The 13,942-nt window shown below is 41.6% G+C and carries 14 protein-coding genes and 1 pseudogene; 10 read left to right on the top strand and 5 right to left on the bottom strand.

Annotated features, from left to right (window positions below):
* Nucleotides 1-28: 28 nt before the first annotated feature.
* Together NMM26_RS02350 and NMM26_RS02345 are read right to left on the bottom strand one after the other, a co-directional pair.
* Nucleotides 29-466, bottom strand: coding sequence for an Rrf2 family transcriptional regulator (locus NMM26_RS02350; protein ID WP_001166795.1), 438 nt, complete (start codon nt 464-466; stop codon nt 29-31).
* Between the two features lie 74 nt (nt 467-540).
* Nucleotides 541-1,383, bottom strand: a complete 843-nt coding sequence (locus NMM26_RS02345) for a metallophosphoesterase (RefSeq protein WP_000160946.1) — start codon at nt 1,381-1,383, stop codon at nt 541-543.
* A 111-nt stretch (nt 1,384-1,494) separates the two neighbouring features.
* On the opposite strand from NMM26_RS02345, the gene NMM26_RS02340 reads away from it, so the two are divergent.
* The 4 genes from NMM26_RS02340 (at nt 1,495) to NMM26_RS02325 (ending at nt 3,942) form a co-directional block, all read left to right on the top strand.
* Nucleotides 1,495-2,145 (top strand): metal-dependent transcriptional regulator, encoded by a 651-nt coding sequence (locus NMM26_RS02340; RefSeq protein WP_000188513.1) that lies wholly within the window; start codon nt 1,495-1,497, stop codon nt 2,143-2,145.
* Nucleotides 2,146-2,266: 121 nt separating this feature from the next.
* Complete coding sequence (locus NMM26_RS02335) at nt 2,267-2,977, top strand: nicotinamide mononucleotide transporter (RefSeq protein ID WP_000749118.1); 711 nt, start codon at nt 2,267-2,269, stop codon at nt 2,975-2,977.
* 119 nt (nt 2,978-3,096) lie between these two features.
* Nucleotides 3,097-3,510: a hypothetical protein gene (locus NMM26_RS02330; protein WP_000732793.1), complete on the top strand. Its 414-nt coding sequence runs from the start codon at nt 3,097-3,099 to the stop codon at nt 3,508-3,510.
* An 18-nt stretch (nt 3,511-3,528) separates the two neighbouring features.
* Nucleotides 3,529-3,942, top strand: a complete 414-nt coding sequence (locus NMM26_RS02325; protein WP_001226105.1) for a hypothetical protein — start codon at nt 3,529-3,531, stop codon at nt 3,940-3,942.
* Between the two features lie 37 nt (nt 3,943-3,979).
* Here the strand turns inward: NMM26_RS02325 and dtd are convergent, their stop codons facing one another.
* Together dtd and NMM26_RS02315 are read right to left on the bottom strand one after the other, a co-directional pair.
* Nucleotides 3,980-4,423: a D-aminoacyl-tRNA deacylase gene (dtd, locus tag NMM26_RS02320; protein WP_000691420.1), complete on the bottom strand. Its 444-nt coding sequence runs from the start codon at nt 4,421-4,423 to the stop codon at nt 3,980-3,982.
* Between the two features lie 29 nt (nt 4,424-4,452).
* Nucleotides 4,453-6,675, bottom strand: a complete 2,223-nt coding sequence (locus NMM26_RS02315; RefSeq protein ID WP_033686835.1) for a bifunctional (p)ppGpp synthetase/guanosine-3',5'-bis(diphosphate) 3'-pyrophosphohydrolase — start codon at nt 6,673-6,675, stop codon at nt 4,453-4,455.
* A 329-nt stretch (nt 6,676-7,004) separates the two neighbouring features.
* Here NMM26_RS02315 and NMM26_RS02310 point away from each other — a divergent pair, with 329 nt between their 5' ends.
* The 4 genes and pseudogenes from NMM26_RS02310 (at nt 7,005) to NMM26_RS02295 (ending at nt 10,169) form a co-directional block, all read left to right on the top strand.
* The gene (locus NMM26_RS02310; protein ID WP_000835271.1) at nt 7,005-8,414 is read left to right on the top strand and encodes an N-acetylmuramoyl-L-alanine amidase; all 1,410 of its coding nucleotides are present in this window, start codon (nt 7,005-7,007) and stop codon (nt 8,412-8,414) included.
* Nucleotides 8,415-8,557: 143 nt separating this feature from the next.
* Nucleotides 8,558-8,674 (top strand): annotated as a pseudogene (locus NMM26_RS02305) (MBL fold metallo-hydrolase); the annotation flags it as partial.
* Between the two features lie 478 nt (nt 8,675-9,152).
* Entirely contained in the window at nt 9,153-9,416 is a 264-nt protein-coding gene (locus NMM26_RS02300) for a hypothetical protein (protein WP_000750745.1), read from the top strand.
* Between the two features lie 123 nt (nt 9,417-9,539).
* Nucleotides 9,540-10,169: an MBL fold metallo-hydrolase gene (locus NMM26_RS02295; protein WP_153195698.1), complete on the top strand. Its 630-nt coding sequence runs from the start codon at nt 9,540-9,542 to the stop codon at nt 10,167-10,169.
* A 127-nt stretch (nt 10,170-10,296) separates the two neighbouring features.
* On the opposite strand, the gene pepO is transcribed toward NMM26_RS02295, so the two are convergent.
* A complete protein-coding gene (pepO, locus tag NMM26_RS02290; RefSeq protein WP_023946182.1) occupies nt 10,297-12,189 on the bottom strand; it encodes an endopeptidase PepO in 1,893 nt (630 codons plus the stop codon).
* Nucleotides 12,190-12,369: 180 nt separating this feature from the next.
* Between pepO and NMM26_RS02285 the strand changes: the two genes are divergently transcribed.
* Both NMM26_RS02285 and NMM26_RS02280 read left to right on the top strand, forming a co-directional pair.
* A complete protein-coding gene (locus NMM26_RS02285) occupies nt 12,370-13,092 on the top strand; it encodes a metal ABC transporter ATP-binding protein (protein ID WP_049551312.1) in 723 nt (240 codons plus the stop codon).
* Nucleotides 13,089-13,937 carry a metal ABC transporter permease gene (locus NMM26_RS02280; RefSeq protein WP_049551311.1) on the top strand — a complete coding sequence of 283 codons (849 nt, stop codon included), beginning with the start codon at nt 13,089-13,091 and terminating at the stop codon, nt 13,935-13,937. Before NMM26_RS02285 ends, NMM26_RS02280 begins: the two co-directional genes overlap by 4 nt.
* Nucleotides 13,938-13,942: the final 5 nt, after the last annotated feature.

Genomic DNA, 13,942 nt, shown 5'->3' with positions numbered 1-13,942 from the left:
GGTGTAAAAAAGAGGGCATCTATCCCTCTTAATCCTTCATTTGACTCTCTGCATCAGCTACGACTTGCTCTAGACTGGTCTGACCAAGCTCAGCCTCCATAGCCAGCTGGATTCTCTCCAATTTTTGATCCAAAACATCATGAATATGAGCTCCGACTGGGCAATTTGGATTTGGATTGTCATGAAAACTAAAGAGTTGACCTGTCTTACCAAGACACTCAACCGCTTGATAAACATCTAAGAGACTAATGTCCTTGAGATCCTTGACAATCTCTGTTCCCCCTGTTCCTCGCGCTACTGAAATCAACTCTGCCTTCTTCAACTGGGACAAGGTTTTTCTGATAATGACAGGATTGACCCCGACACTAGCAGCCAGAAAATCACTGGTCACCTTGCTTTCTTTCCCCTTGAGAGCGATAATAATCAGCATATGAGTCGCAATGGTAAATCTACTTGGAATTTGCATCCTCTTCTCCTTTTACGAGGCTATCCTACCTCTACTCTTCTTTTTCTTTTATTATACCCTTTTCAGTTGTAATGTCAATCGTTACCACTTTTCAACCAGGTATCTAACTCCCTATCGTAGCCCTCTTTCTGGGCCAATTCTCTCAAAAATTCCTGATGATGAGTATGATGGATACCATTGACCAGACTTTCATAATAAACCTCAAAATAGGGAAGTTTGAGATCTTTAGCCAGTTGCAATTCAGCTGCCACATCGTAGTCTACCCGTCGGAAGTCCATATCTACCAAGCCCTTGCCATCAAACTCTAAAATCATATACTGGGCCCGCAAGTCCTTCCGCAACTGGGCATCTAGAAAGAAAGGCTGGCCAATCGAACCCGGATTGACAATCAATTGCCCACCTGTCCCGTAACGAAGCAACTGCTGGTGAATATGACCATAAACAGCAATATCACAAGGCGGATTGGTCACCAAGCGGTCAAAATCCTCTTGCGCTCCAGTATGAATCAACTCTCTCCCCCAGTTCTTATCAGGCAGATGATGGCTAATTCCTACCGTCAAATCACCAAACTGACGATGAATCTGGAGTGGTTGATTGTGGAGCAGTTCAATTTCTTCTAGGGATATTTCCTCTAAAACATACTGGCACTGGCGCAAGAGATAGCGTTGACTGGGACGAGTACTATCCAATTCCTTGCGGACACCATGCCAAAGACTGTCTTCCCAGTTTCCCAAAACTCTAGCCGTAATCGGTAGATCAGCCAACAAGTCCAAAATCCTTCTACGTCCTGTCCCTGGCATGAGAATGTCTCCCAAAAGCCAGTATTCATCCACTCCTAGCTGCCGAGCATCTGCCAAAACAGCCTCCAAGGCTGTAGTATTTCCATGAATATCTGAAAGAAGAGCTATTTTCGTCATATTCATCTCCTCGTTTTTTCTCTTGCAATAAGTATAACATAAAAAGTCACAGCTAGAGAAATCTAGCTTTTTTTGATATACTAGATAAAGATATTAGACAAGAGGAAGCGAATGACCCCGAATAAAGAAGACTATCTAAAATGTATTTATGAAATTGGCATAGACCTGCATAAAATTACCAACAAGGAAATTGCGGCTCGTATGCAAGTCTCTCCCCCTGCCGTAACTGAAATGATTAAACGGATGAAGAGTGAAAATCTCATTCTCAAGGACAAGGAATGTGGCTATCTACTGACTGACCTCGGCCTCAAATTGGTCTCTGAGCTCTATCGTAAGCACCGCTTGATTGAAGTTTTTCTAGTCCATCATTTAGACTATACAAGTGACCAGATTCACGAGGAAGCTGAGGTCTTGGAACATACTGTCTCTGACCTGTTCGTGGAAAGACTGGATAAACTACTTGGATTCCCCAAAACCTGCCCCCACGGAGGAACCATTCCTACCAAGGGAGAACTCTTAGTTGAAATCAATAACCTGCCACTAGCTGACATCAAGGAAGCTGGCGCCTACCGCCTGACTCGTGTGCACGATAGTTTTGACATTCTCAATTATTTGGATAAGCACTCACTTCACATCGGTGACCATCTCCAAGTCCAGCAGTTTGATGGCTTCAGCAATACCTTCACTATCCTTAGTAAAGACGAGGATTTACAAGTAGGTATGGACATTGCCAAACAACTCTATGTCGAGAAAATCAACTAATTTCTCAAGTCCCCTACCAACCCTGAAAGTTTGATTTTCAGGGTTTTATTTTTATCATTTGATTTTGCTTTCATTTAGTTGTAGAATATTTGTTAAAAAAAAAAGAAAGATAGTTTAACCTATGAAAAAATCACTAAAAATTTTTGCGACATCTAAATGGTTTGACCTCTTTGGAGTTGCTCTGGTCGTTGGGATTGCGATTGCATCTGGTTACCTCAACTCCCGTCTCGACAAATTCGTAGACTGGGGCCCATGGACAGCTCTTGTTCCCTTTGGATTGATTTCCGTAACCAACGTTGGGATTTCCATGTTGTCCACTCGTTTCACGGGAAAATTAAGCAAATGGGGAAATTACTTTGGTATTGTCAATACGATTTTATCTGGTACCATTGATTATATCCTTGGAAATAAGGCGGCCATTATCACCTATCCTGTCACCTTCCTCATTTATACCTTTGCTATTAAAAAATGGGAAGCTTCGCAAGAAGGCAGACCCAACCAAATGAGCCAAAAACAGGTAAAATTGGCGGCCATCATCATTTCCATCATCTCCTTCCTCTTTGCCTTTGTGACCAACTATATCGGCTATGGAGGAAAGATGAATCTCCTTGCCTACGTGACAACTATTGCCTTTGCACTGTCCCTCATTGCCAATGCTTTGAATGCATTGAAACTAACAACTCAGTGGGGCTTTTGGTTGATTTACAATTTCGTTCAGCTGACAAAGGCTGGCATTCAAGGAAACTTCGCCAATATCGGAAAATACATCTTTTATATCCTCAATGCAATCGGAGCTTTATTTGTCTGGAATGATGAAGAAGTGGAACAATAGGAGGAAACTCAAATAAAGAAATCTAATAGAATCTCCTTACTAAAATTTTTTATCATTTTAGTTGTAACTTCCATTCTTTTGGAGTAGAATGAAGCTAGATAAAAGAGGGAGGTCATCTTATGAAAAAACTCTTTAGAATCCATTTTGTAGCAATTGTAGTCATTGATTTGCTACTATTTGCATTTTTTAGCACTAGACCTGAGACAGCTTTAGAATGGCTCCTGCTCACTGGTTTTATTTTCCTCCTTGCTCAAGGACTCCTGCTATTTCGCTTGGTCGTCCGACTCAATCATCAATTCGCTGAGATTTATCCTCAAATCAATAAAAAGATTCGCTTCTACTATTTAGGAGTTCTCACCATTGATTTTCTATTTTTTATCCTTTTAGCCTTCGTTAGTTCTCAGCGATTTCCCACTCTTATGCCAATCGTCACTGCTTGTCATTCTACTTTATATTATATGACGGCGGACTACCTAAGAGAAAACTATCTAGACTTTTACAACAAACATATCTCTTTATGGGAGTGCCTCTAAGGAAAAGGAGGTTTTAGCATGAGAAAAATCATCTTTATCAAAACCATTGAGCTCCTTGTTATTGATGGAATCATGCTGGCATTTTTGACATTTAAAGAGGGGCTTACTTGGGACTGGATTCTGATTTATAGCGGTTGGCTCATTTTCTTTCATCCTGTGCTATTGACCTATCTTTCTAACCAGCTTTGTGACCACTTTAGTCACCTCTATTCCCAGATTAGACCAAGATTCTGGCGTTTTGCCTTACAAATCCTCCTATGGGATAGCCTGATCATTCTCTCCTTGATATGTTTAAGTGGTATCCCACTTTTCCTTCAGGGAACTCTCCTCATCCTAGGACACCTCATCCCCTCCTATCGCATAAGCCAAAGCCTGAAAAGAGACTTCCCAAAAGCCTATCAAGAACCGATTTCATTTTGGAGTATTTTATGATAGATAAGAAAAACCAAGCCGGTTGGGCTTGGTTTTCTTATCTATTTTTAGTATCTAGGATAATGGTGACTGGTCCGTCATTGACCAGCTCAACCTGCATATCCGCTCCAAAGATGCCTGTCTGAATGGATACTTCTTGCGCTAATTTTTGATTGAATGCATCATAGAAGTCTGATGCCATATCAGGCTTGGCTGCCCCTGTAAAGGCTGGACGATTGCCTTTCTTGGTATCCGCAAAGAGGGTAAACTGAGAAATAGAGAGGATTTCTCCTTCAATATCTTTGACAGACAGGTTCATCTTGCCTTCTGCGTCTGAAAAAATCCGCATGTTGACAAGCTTTCTCACAGCATAGTCCAAATCTTCCTCTTGGTCCTCTGGTCCAACACCAACCAGCAATAAGAGCCCCTGATTGATTTTTCCCTGAACCTGACCTTCGATACTGACTTGGGCTTTTTTAACCCGTTGGATAATGATTTTCATAATAGCCTTTCTAGTAAGAGCTAGGACAATTAGCCGTTGGTCCGTTTGACAGAATAAACCTCTGGCACGCTCTTGATCTTGTCCACAACCGTAGTCAGCGTCGAGAGGTTGGCAATGCCGAAGGACACATGGATATTAGCAAATTTCATATCCTTGGTTGGTTGAGCGTTGACTGTTGAGATATTCTTAGTTGTGTTTGAAAGAACTTGCAGAACATCATTTAAGAGACCTGTACGGTTGAGGCCATAAATATCGATATGAGCCATATACTCCTTATTTGAGCTAGAGTACTGGTCTTCCCATTCCACATCAAGGAGACGTTGCTCGTAGTTTTCTTGGGCACGCAGGTTCATACAGTCCACACGGTGAATAGCTACACCACGACCCTTGGTAATATAGCCAACAATATCATCACCAGGAACTGGATTACAACACTTGGCAATCCGCACTAGGAGTCCTGAGGCACCTTCAATGACCACACCACCCTCATGCTTGACCTTGAGGGTTTCTTTATTTTCAACCTTGATCTCGCCACCTTTGACAAGTTCCTCTGCTTCCGCCTTGGCCTTGGCACGCTCTTCCTCACGGCGTTCCTTTTCAGTCAGACGGTTAAAGACGGTAATAGCACCGATTTCTCCAAAACCAATAGCCGCAAAGAGGGATTCTTCTGTCTTGTAGCTGGTCTTTTGCAGGACTTGGTCCATATGACGCTTGTCCATGAATTTATTGGCCACATAGCCATTTTCTTGGAACTGGGCCATCAACATTTCACGACCCTTGTTGACTGACAATTCCTTATCTTGGTTTTTAAAGAACTGACGAATCTTGTTACGCGCCTTGCTGGTCTTAACCATATTGAGCCAGTCACGGCTCGGCCCAAAGGAGTTGGGGTTAGTGACAATTTCAACCTGATCCCCTGTTTTGAGCTTAGTTGTCAGCGGAACCATGCGGCCATTGACCTTGGCACCAGTTGCTTTTTCCCCGACTTTTGTATGAATTTCGTAGGCAAAGTCAATCGGTCCTGAATCTTTTGGAAGGGAACGAACAGCTCCATCTGGGGTAAAGACATAAATCTCCTCAGCCAGATAGTTTTCCTTAACTGAATCGACAAATTCCTTGGCATCATCAGCCTGGTCTTGGAGCTCCATCATCTCCTTGATCCAGTTCATCCCAATGGCTGATTCCTTGCTGTTAACCTGCCCCTTGATGCCCTTCTTATAAGCCCAGTGAGCCGCAACCCCGTACTCAGCCACCTCATGCATGGCCTTGGTCCGAATCTGGAATTCAATCGGCCCTTTTGGCCCATAGACAGTCGTATGGATAGACTGGTAACCATTGGCCTTACGGTTAGCGATATAGTCTTTAAAGCGACCAGGCATGGGTTTCCAAAGCTCATGCACGTAACCCAGCATGGCATAAACATCACTTTGGGTATCCAAAATACAACGAATGGCAATCAGGTCATAGATTTCCTCAAACCGTTTTCTCTTATCCTGCATTTTGCGGAAAATCGAGTAAATATGCTTGGGACGACCGTAAATCTTTCCATTTAGATGACGATCTGTCGTATATTCCTCTAATTTTGTGACCACCTCATCCACCAAGGCTTCACGCTCTCTGCGTTTTTCCTTCATCATATGGGTAATCTTGTAAAACTCCGTTGGATTGAGATAACGGAAAGATAGGTCTTCCAATTCCCATTTGACACTGGAAATCCCCAAACGATGGGCAAGCGGGGCATAAATTTCCATTGTTTCTTTGGAAATACGCTCCTGCTTGTCTTTTCGAAGGTGTTTCAGGGTCCGCATATTGTGCAAGCGGTCAGACAGTTTGACCAAGATAACGCGGATGTCCTCAGACATGGCCATGAGCATCTTGCGGTGGTTTTCAGCCAACTGCTCTTCGTGAGACTTGTATTTAACTTTACCAAGCTTGGTAACCCCATCTACGATTACCCGCACATCAGGACCAAACTCTCTTTCCAAATCGTCCAAGGTCGCATCAGTATCTTCCACCACATCATGCAAGAAACCACAAGCTACTGTTACAGCATCCAACTTGAGCTTAGCTAAAATACCTGCCACTTGGATGGGGTGAATGATATAAGGCTCACCTGATTTGCGATATTGACCACTATGGCATTCAACGGCGTAAACCAAGGCCTTATGGACAAAAGCCACATCTTCTTCCGATAAATATTTCTGTGTTAAAGCGACAACTTCATCGCCTGTTAAATTCACTTCTTTTGGCATCTCTACTCTCCAATTCTTCCTACCATTTTATCACTTTTTTAAGAATATGAAAACTAGAAAAAGAGGATTCTAAAGCTTATTCAGTTTGTTGGGAAGGAGGATAAAATAATATTCACACTAAAACAACAAATTTATATAGTTCTTCATCTAACTTTGTTTTGATATTGTCTGCGTTAAAAGTTAGTAAAATGAAAATACTTTCTTCTTTTTCAATAAGAAAAGATTTGATATTTTGGTAATTTTCTAACTTTTTTAGTGTATAATGGTAATATGAACAGTTTTTTTTACGATAATTACTGAATTTTCATCTCTCTAGAAAGGTATCTCATATGAAATCACACAAAGGACTGACACTTTTAGCTTTGGCTGTTCTTGGCTTATCCAGTCAAGTCGTTTCGGCTGATGATACGAGTCATTCTATTAGTAACCATATTAGTAGTTCTACAACTACTTCTGCCAGCAATTCTCAAGCTAGTACAGAAACTTCGACAAGTACAGCTAGTTCAAGTGAGCAAGAAAGCAAACCTTCTCTTTCTACGGAAACCAAACCTAATCAACCTATACAAACTGGCTGGGTAAAAGAGGGGAACAAGTGGACGTTTTACAGTCAAACTGGGGTCAAATTTATAGATACTCTCTATGATGGTTATTTCTTTGATAGTCATGGCTACTTGCTTGAAAACACTTGGTACCAAATGGGAAATAATTGGTACTATATCAATGGTTCAGGTAAATATTTATCCAACCAATGGAGCCAAATCAATGGCAAGTGGTATGCTTTTGATGGCTACGGTAGAATGTTGGCCAATGTCTGGAAAGGCGATTACTACCTCAAATCCAGCGGAGCTATGGCAGATAAGGAATGGGTCTACGACCAAGGCTACTCTAGTTGGTTTTACCTCAAATCTGGCGGACGCTATGCTCAAAAACAATGGATTGGTTCCTACTATCTTAAATCTGGTGGCTACATGGCCCATAAGGAATGGATTTATGACTCAGACTATCAAGCTTGGTACTATCTTAAGGACGATGGTGTCTATGTTACAGGTACCTATGCTGTGGATGGTAAAAACCAGCTCTTCCTAGGGAATGGAAAATGGGTTCGTGAAGTAGCACAAGGTTTTCAAAAAGGACATTACTCTAAAACTATCTTTCTCGATCCAGGTCACGGTGGTAAGGATCGCGGGGCTTATTACTATGGCATAGCTGAAAAAGAATTGAACCTACAAGTTTATCGTAAGCTACGTAAGAGATTAGAAGGACTCGGCTATACCGTTCTCACCTCTCGAGATAGTGATATAGACGTTGATTTCATTACCGAGCGTTCTCGTATGGTCAACAAGACCAATGCTGACTTTTTCATTAGCCTTCATTTCAATGCAAAAGGAAATGATACAACCGTTAACCTAGGTATCCAGACCTATTCTTACAAGGATGAACCTGGTTTCCCTAGCAAGATTAACAAGGATTGGCACAACAATCCTGAACGGATGAGTGAAAGTAATCGTCTCGCAGCTGATATCCATTCTTCACTACTGGCTGAAACTGGAGCTAGGGATGCTGGGCTCTTGCAAGCAACCTTTGCTGTTCTTCGCGAAACAGCCAAACCAGCTGTTTTGCTAGAGATGGGATATATGGATAATCCAGAAGAAAACCAAAAAATCCGCAGTAGTGACTACCAAGATAAACTGGTTGAAGGGATTATCAAGGGAATCCAAAAATATTACGCAGGGAATTAAAGCAGTCTAAGCCTCGAACTCATTCGGGGCTTATTTTTCTTATCCAAACCATATCCTTCTTTCTAGAATTATTTCCTTTTTATGCTTATTCTCCCCAACTGTGCTATACTTAATTTAGTACATTCTTTGAGATTGGAGCTAGTATGAAAATCCATAAAACTGTGAATCCTGTTGCCTATGAAAACACCTATTACTTAGAAGGAGAAAAGCATCTCATCGTTGTCGATCCTGGCAGCCATTGGGAAGCCATTCTCAAGACCAATAAACCAACATAAAAAGACTTTCAATACCTTTTTCTAGCAAGTAAAAAACCAAGTAATTTTTTTATCCTTGGTTTTTGTATACTGCTATTCAATGATGTCAGAATCTAGCTTAGTTTTAAATTTCATCTAGCACTAGTTGAACGGCTCAAATTCTTTCCAATCAAATTTATCTAAATCAAGTTCATTGGAAGAAATTACTAAGACTTACTCTGGCTTTTTATCCCCAACAATTTCGAAAGTCCCTTCTTTAATCCTTAGAACAGAATAAGAAAAAAATAATTCAGAATTGATTGACAATTCTGAAATGTTTTTTTATAATATGTTATACAGTTAGATTTTCTATTTAGGTGATAGAAGGAGAGACAGAAGAACGGAAACCATATTGTAATCTAAATATAATTTAACTCCCTATGATTATCACTTTTTCATTCAAGTCAATATAATTGAATGACGTTATTTTACAAAGGAGTATCCTATGAAAAAAACTGGTATTTCTATCTTTGCTCTCCTAGTGTTAGGAGTTAGCTGCCTGTTCCTATTCAGCCAGCAAGGCTATAAAAAAACAGTCGTTCAATACTATGCTAACGACCAGAACCTGCCCAATAGGATAACTTATAGTGAATATAGCGACAAACGAGAAGCCAACTACGGTGGCACTCTAAACATCACATCTATCAAACAAGCTAATGACGGAGTTTATGCAACCTATGAAGGGCAATTGACACCTCTCCAATATTGATAAATTGATAACCAGCCTGTCTTCATCTAGTCATGCTGGTTTTTAAGTTCATTCTAAATTCTTACCTATTTTTCCCAACTGTGCTATACTTAATTTAGTACATTCTTTAAGATTGGAGCTAGTATGAAAATCCATAAAACCGTGAATCCTGTTGCCTATGAAAACACCTATTACCTGGAAGGTGAAAAACACCTCATCGTTGTCGATCCTGGCAGCCATTGGGAAGCTATTCGTCAGACCATCGAGAAGATCAACAAACCGATCTGCGCTATTCTCCTTACCCACGCCCATTATGACCATATCATTAGCCTGGACTTGGTTCGCGAAACTTTTGGCAATCCTCCTGTCTATATCGCAGAGAGCGAAGCCAGCTGGCTCTACACTCCTGTCGATAATCTCTCTGGTCTCCCTCGTCACGATGATATGGCAGATGTGGTCGCAAAACCTGCAGAACACACTTTTATCTTTCACGAAGAATACCAACTAGAGGAATTTCGTTTCACTGTCTTGCCAACACCAGGGCACTCTATCGGCGGTGTTTCTATCGTCTTTCCGCAAGCTCACCTAGTCTTGACAGGAGATGCTTTGTTCCGTGAAACAATCGGACGGACGGATCTTCCGACTGGTAGCATGGAGCAACTCCTTCATAGTATCCAGACCCAACTCTTCACCCTACCAAACTATGATGTCTATCCAGGGCATGGTCCAGCTACGACTATTGCTCACGAAAAGACCTTTAATCCTTTTTTCTAGTAAGATAGTGACAATGACTATCTCATTTTAAGTACATTATCCAGTAGTCTTTCCACTATAAAAGGCATCCTATCAAGGTTTTCACACCTGATTGAATGCCTTTTTTCTGATTACTGACCTCTTTGCATTACCAAATAATGACGCGGTCTTCTGGCGAACGCCACATACCGTCTCCTTCTTTGACATCATAGGTTGTAAAGAAATCATCGAAGTTTGGTACTTGTACATTGACACGGAGTTTGGCTGGCGCGTGCACATCAACGCTAGCCAAAAGTTTCATAAATTCTGGACGACCTTTCATGCGCCAGATGCGACCGAAATTGTAGAAGAATTCTTCTGCTGAGAAGTCTGCTTCTCTCTTAGCTGCTTCAAGCGCTGCAGCGATTCCTCCCAAGTCAGCCACGTTTTCTGATACAGTCAATTTACCGTTGATGGTTGCTCCATAAGAATCTTGTCCATCAAATTGGTCAATAACTTTTTGTGTTTTCTCCTTGAAGGCAGCATAGTCACTCTCTGTCCACCAATCCTTGAGGCTACCATTTTCATCAAAGGAAGCTCCGTTGGTATCAAAGGCGTGGGAAATTTCATGAGCAATAACTGCCCCAATACCCCCGTAGTTAGCAGAAGATGACTGATGCAAGTCATAGAAAGGCGCCTGTAAAATAGCTGCTGGGAAGACAATCAGGTTCTTCTGTGGATTGTAGTAGGCATTGACCATATGAGCAGGCATGCCCCACTCCTTGTAATCTACAGGCTGGTTCCACTTGCTCCAACTGTGCTTGATTTCCACACGCGCAAAAGCTAGAGCATTGTCAAAAAGACTAGCATTTTCATCGACCACCTTGTCCTTATAGCGTTCTGGCAATTCTTCTGGGTAACCAATATAAGGCTTGATGACATTAAGTTTGACAATAGCCTTATCACGAGTTTCAGGAGTCAACCAGTCATTTTTAGCCAAGCGTTCCTTATAGACATCAATCATAGTTGCTACTTTTTTCTCTACGTCTGCCTTGGCTTCTGGAGAGAATTTTTCATGGGCATACCAGAGACCTAAGGCTTGTTTGAATGGACCTTGTGCTAACTGGTAGGCTGCCTTAACCTTGTCTTTGGCTTCTGGAACTCCAGAAAGTGCACGACTGTAGGCACCTGACAAGACACGTATTTCTTCCGTTAAATAACTGGTAGAAAGATTGATAACACTCAAAATCAAGGTTGCCTTGAGGAGAGGCCAGGCTTCTTCACTGTAGAATTGCTCTGCTGCTTGCCAGAAACGTTCCTCGTCTACGATAACCTTGTCTGGCACTTGTCCAAGAACGGCTTGGAAGAAGTCATCCAAAGGTAGGGCAGGCGCAAATTTCTTGAAATCTTCGTAAGCATATGGATGGTAGAGTTTAGCATACTCTGAACTTTCTTCATTAGAAAGAACCACTGCCGCAACTCGACGGTCCAATTCTAGTCTTTTCTCTAGCAAGTCTTCAATTTCTACATCAGAGAAATCATAAGCCTTGAGGAGATTTGCGCTGCTTTCTTTCCAAAGAGTCAAGAGCTCTTCACGCTGAGGATGATCTTCAGCATAGTAGGTCGTATCTGGCAGGATCGTGCTTGGAGCGCTAGCCCATAAAACGTTGATTCTGGCATCCATAAAGTCTGGCGATACACCAAAAGGAAGGAAGTTAGGTTTTCCTGCAAGTTCAAACTCTGCTAGTCTAGCTGTAAAATCTGCAAAAGTCTCCAATTCTTGGAATTCTTTAAGAAGTGGTAAGACAGGTGTGATACCGTCAGCTTCTCTCTTGTCAAAATCACGAACTAGGCGGTGGTATTTGACAAAGTTTGCCAAGATAGCATCCTCAGGCACCTCTTCACCTGCCAACCACTTGTCTGTTGTCGCAAGCATCAAGTCTTCAATTTCCTGGTCTAAATCAACAAAACCACCTGTTTGAGACTTATCTGCTGGGATTTCAGCTGTCTTCTGCCATTCTCCATTGATTGCATCATAAAAATCATCTTGATAACGTGTCATCTTGTTCTCGCTTTCATTTTTTTAAGTTATTGCTAGCTTAACAAAAATTGCTTGGGAATGCAATTAAAAATGAACTTTCCTTTTCCATCATTTTTCAGTTATTATTTTAATTTTTTCAAAAATTAACTTGACTTAATTTTTTTTTTAATGTATATTAAGAGACAGGAGGAATACAACTGTATGATACGTATCGAAAACCTCAGTGTCTCCTACAAAGAAACGTTGGCACTTAAGGATATTTCACTAGTGCTCCAAGGACCAACAATTACCGGTATCATTGGTCCAAACGGTGCTGGGAAATCAACATTATTAAAAGGGATGCTGGGAATTATCCCACATCAAGGTCAGGCATTTCTCGATGACAAGGAAGTTAAAAAATCCTTACATCGAATCGCCTATGTCGAACAAAAAATCAATATCGACTACAACTTTCCCATCAAGGTCAAGGAATGTGTCTCGCTAGGACTATTTCCCTCTATTCCTCTCTTTCACAGTTTAAAAGCTAAACATTGGAAGAAAGTGCAAGAGGCCCTTGAAATTGTCGGTCTAGCTGACTACGCTGAACGTCAAATCAGTCAACTGTCTGGAGGTCAATTCCAGCGGGTCTTGATTGCCAGATGTCTGGTGCAGGAAGCCGACTATATCCTCTTGGATGAACCCTTTGTTGGGATTGACTCAGTCAGTGAAGAAATCATCATGAATACGCTGAGAGATCTGAAAAAAGCTGGAAAGACGGTTCTCATCGTCCACCACGACCTCAGCAAGGTTCCCCACTACTTCGATCAAGTCTTGCTTGTCAATCGAGAAGTGATTGCCTTTGGTCCAACCAAAGAAACCTTTACCGAATCCAATCTCAAAGAAGCTTACGGTAATCGACTATTTTTCAATGGAGGTGACCTATGATTGCAGAATTTATCGATGGATTACAAAAATTCCATTTCTTACAAAATGCCTTGATAACGGCTATTGTCATCGGGGTCGTAGCTGGAGCTGTGGGATGTTTCATCATCCTACGCGGGATGTCACTCATGGGAGATGCCATTTCACATGCTGTCTTGCCAGGTGTAGCCCTCTCCTTCATCTTGGGCGTTGACTTCTTTATCGGAGCCATTGTCTTTGGATTGCTAGCTGCTATCATCATTACCTACATCAAGGGGAACTCGATTATCAAAAGCGATACCGCCATCGGCATTACCTTTTCTTCTTTCTTAGCCCTCGGTATCATCTTGATTAGTGTCGCTAAAAGTTCAACTGACCTTTTCCATATCCTTTTTGGTAATATCCTAGCCGTCCAAGATACGGATATGTTTATTACTATGGGTGTTGGGGCAGTCATTCTCTTGTTAATCTGGATTTTCTTCAAGCAACTCTTGATAACTTCCTTTGATGAACTCTTGGCTAAAGCCATGGGAATGCCTGTCAATTTCTATCACTACCTTCTCATGGTACTCCTGACTCTCGTGTCTGTGACAGCCATGCAAAGTGTCGGAACTATCCTGATTGTAGCCATGCTGATTACCCCAGCTGCAACTGCTTATCTTTATGCTAATAGCCTGAAAAGCATGATTTTCCTTTCCTCAACCTTTGGAGCGATAGCTTCAGTTTTGGGACTCTTTATCGGTTATAGCTTTAACGTTGCGGCAGGTTCTAGTATCGTGCTCACAGCTGCTAGTTTCTTTCTCATTAGCTTCTTTATCGCTCCAAAACAACGATATTTGAAACTGAAAAATAAACATTTGTTAAAATAAGGGGC

The sequence above is a fragment of the Streptococcus sp. CF7_Ac1-8 genome (assembly GCF_024295435.1).
Taxonomy (GTDB): Bacteria; Bacillota; Bacilli; order Lactobacillales; family Streptococcaceae; genus Streptococcus; species Streptococcus mitis_AP.
Note: the sequence above shows the minus strand (reverse complement) of the source record. Positions and strands in the feature narration are given on the sequence as shown.

What these genes read in the sequence shown, in the direction of transcription:
- NMM26_RS02300 (WP_000750745.1), top strand. Translation starts at nt 9,153, where the DNA reads ATGAAAAAAACTGGTATTTCTATCTTTGCTCTCCTAGTGTTAGGAGTT.
- NMM26_RS02340 (WP_000188513.1), top strand. Translation starts at nt 1,495, where the DNA reads ATGACCCCGAATAAAGAAGACTATCTAAAATGTATTTATGAAATTGGC.
- NMM26_RS02315 (WP_033686835.1), bottom strand. Translation starts at nt 6,675, where the DNA reads ATGCCAAAAGAAGTGAATTTAACAGGCGATGAAGTTGTCGCTTTAACA.
- NMM26_RS02345 (WP_000160946.1), bottom strand. Translation starts at nt 1,383, where the DNA reads ATGACGAAAATAGCTCTTCTTTCAGATATTCATGGAAATACTACAGCC.
- NMM26_RS02330 (WP_000732793.1), top strand. Translation starts at nt 3,097, where the DNA reads ATGAAAAAACTCTTTAGAATCCATTTTGTAGCAATTGTAGTCATTGAT.
- NMM26_RS02335 (WP_000749118.1), top strand. Translation starts at nt 2,267, where the DNA reads ATGAAAAAATCACTAAAAATTTTTGCGACATCTAAATGGTTTGACCTC.
- NMM26_RS02325 (WP_001226105.1), top strand. Translation starts at nt 3,529, where the DNA reads ATGAGAAAAATCATCTTTATCAAAACCATTGAGCTCCTTGTTATTGAT.
- NMM26_RS02350 (WP_001166795.1), bottom strand. Translation starts at nt 466, where the DNA reads ATGCAAATTCCAAGTAGATTTACCATTGCGACTCATATGCTGATTATT.
- NMM26_RS02280 (WP_049551311.1), top strand. Translation starts at nt 13,089, where the DNA reads ATGATTGCAGAATTTATCGATGGATTACAAAAATTCCATTTCTTACAA.
- NMM26_RS02285 (WP_049551312.1), top strand. Translation starts at nt 12,370, where the DNA reads ATGATACGTATCGAAAACCTCAGTGTCTCCTACAAAGAAACGTTGGCA.
- pepO (WP_023946182.1), bottom strand. Translation starts at nt 12,189, where the DNA reads ATGACACGTTATCAAGATGATTTTTATGATGCAATCAATGGAGAATGG.
- NMM26_RS02310 (WP_000835271.1), top strand. Translation starts at nt 7,005, where the DNA reads ATGAAATCACACAAAGGACTGACACTTTTAGCTTTGGCTGTTCTTGGC.
- NMM26_RS02295 (WP_153195698.1), top strand. Translation starts at nt 9,540, where the DNA reads ATGAAAATCCATAAAACCGTGAATCCTGTTGCCTATGAAAACACCTAT.
- dtd (WP_000691420.1), bottom strand. Translation starts at nt 4,423, where the DNA reads ATGAAAATCATTATCCAACGGGTTAAAAAAGCCCAAGTCAGTATCGAA.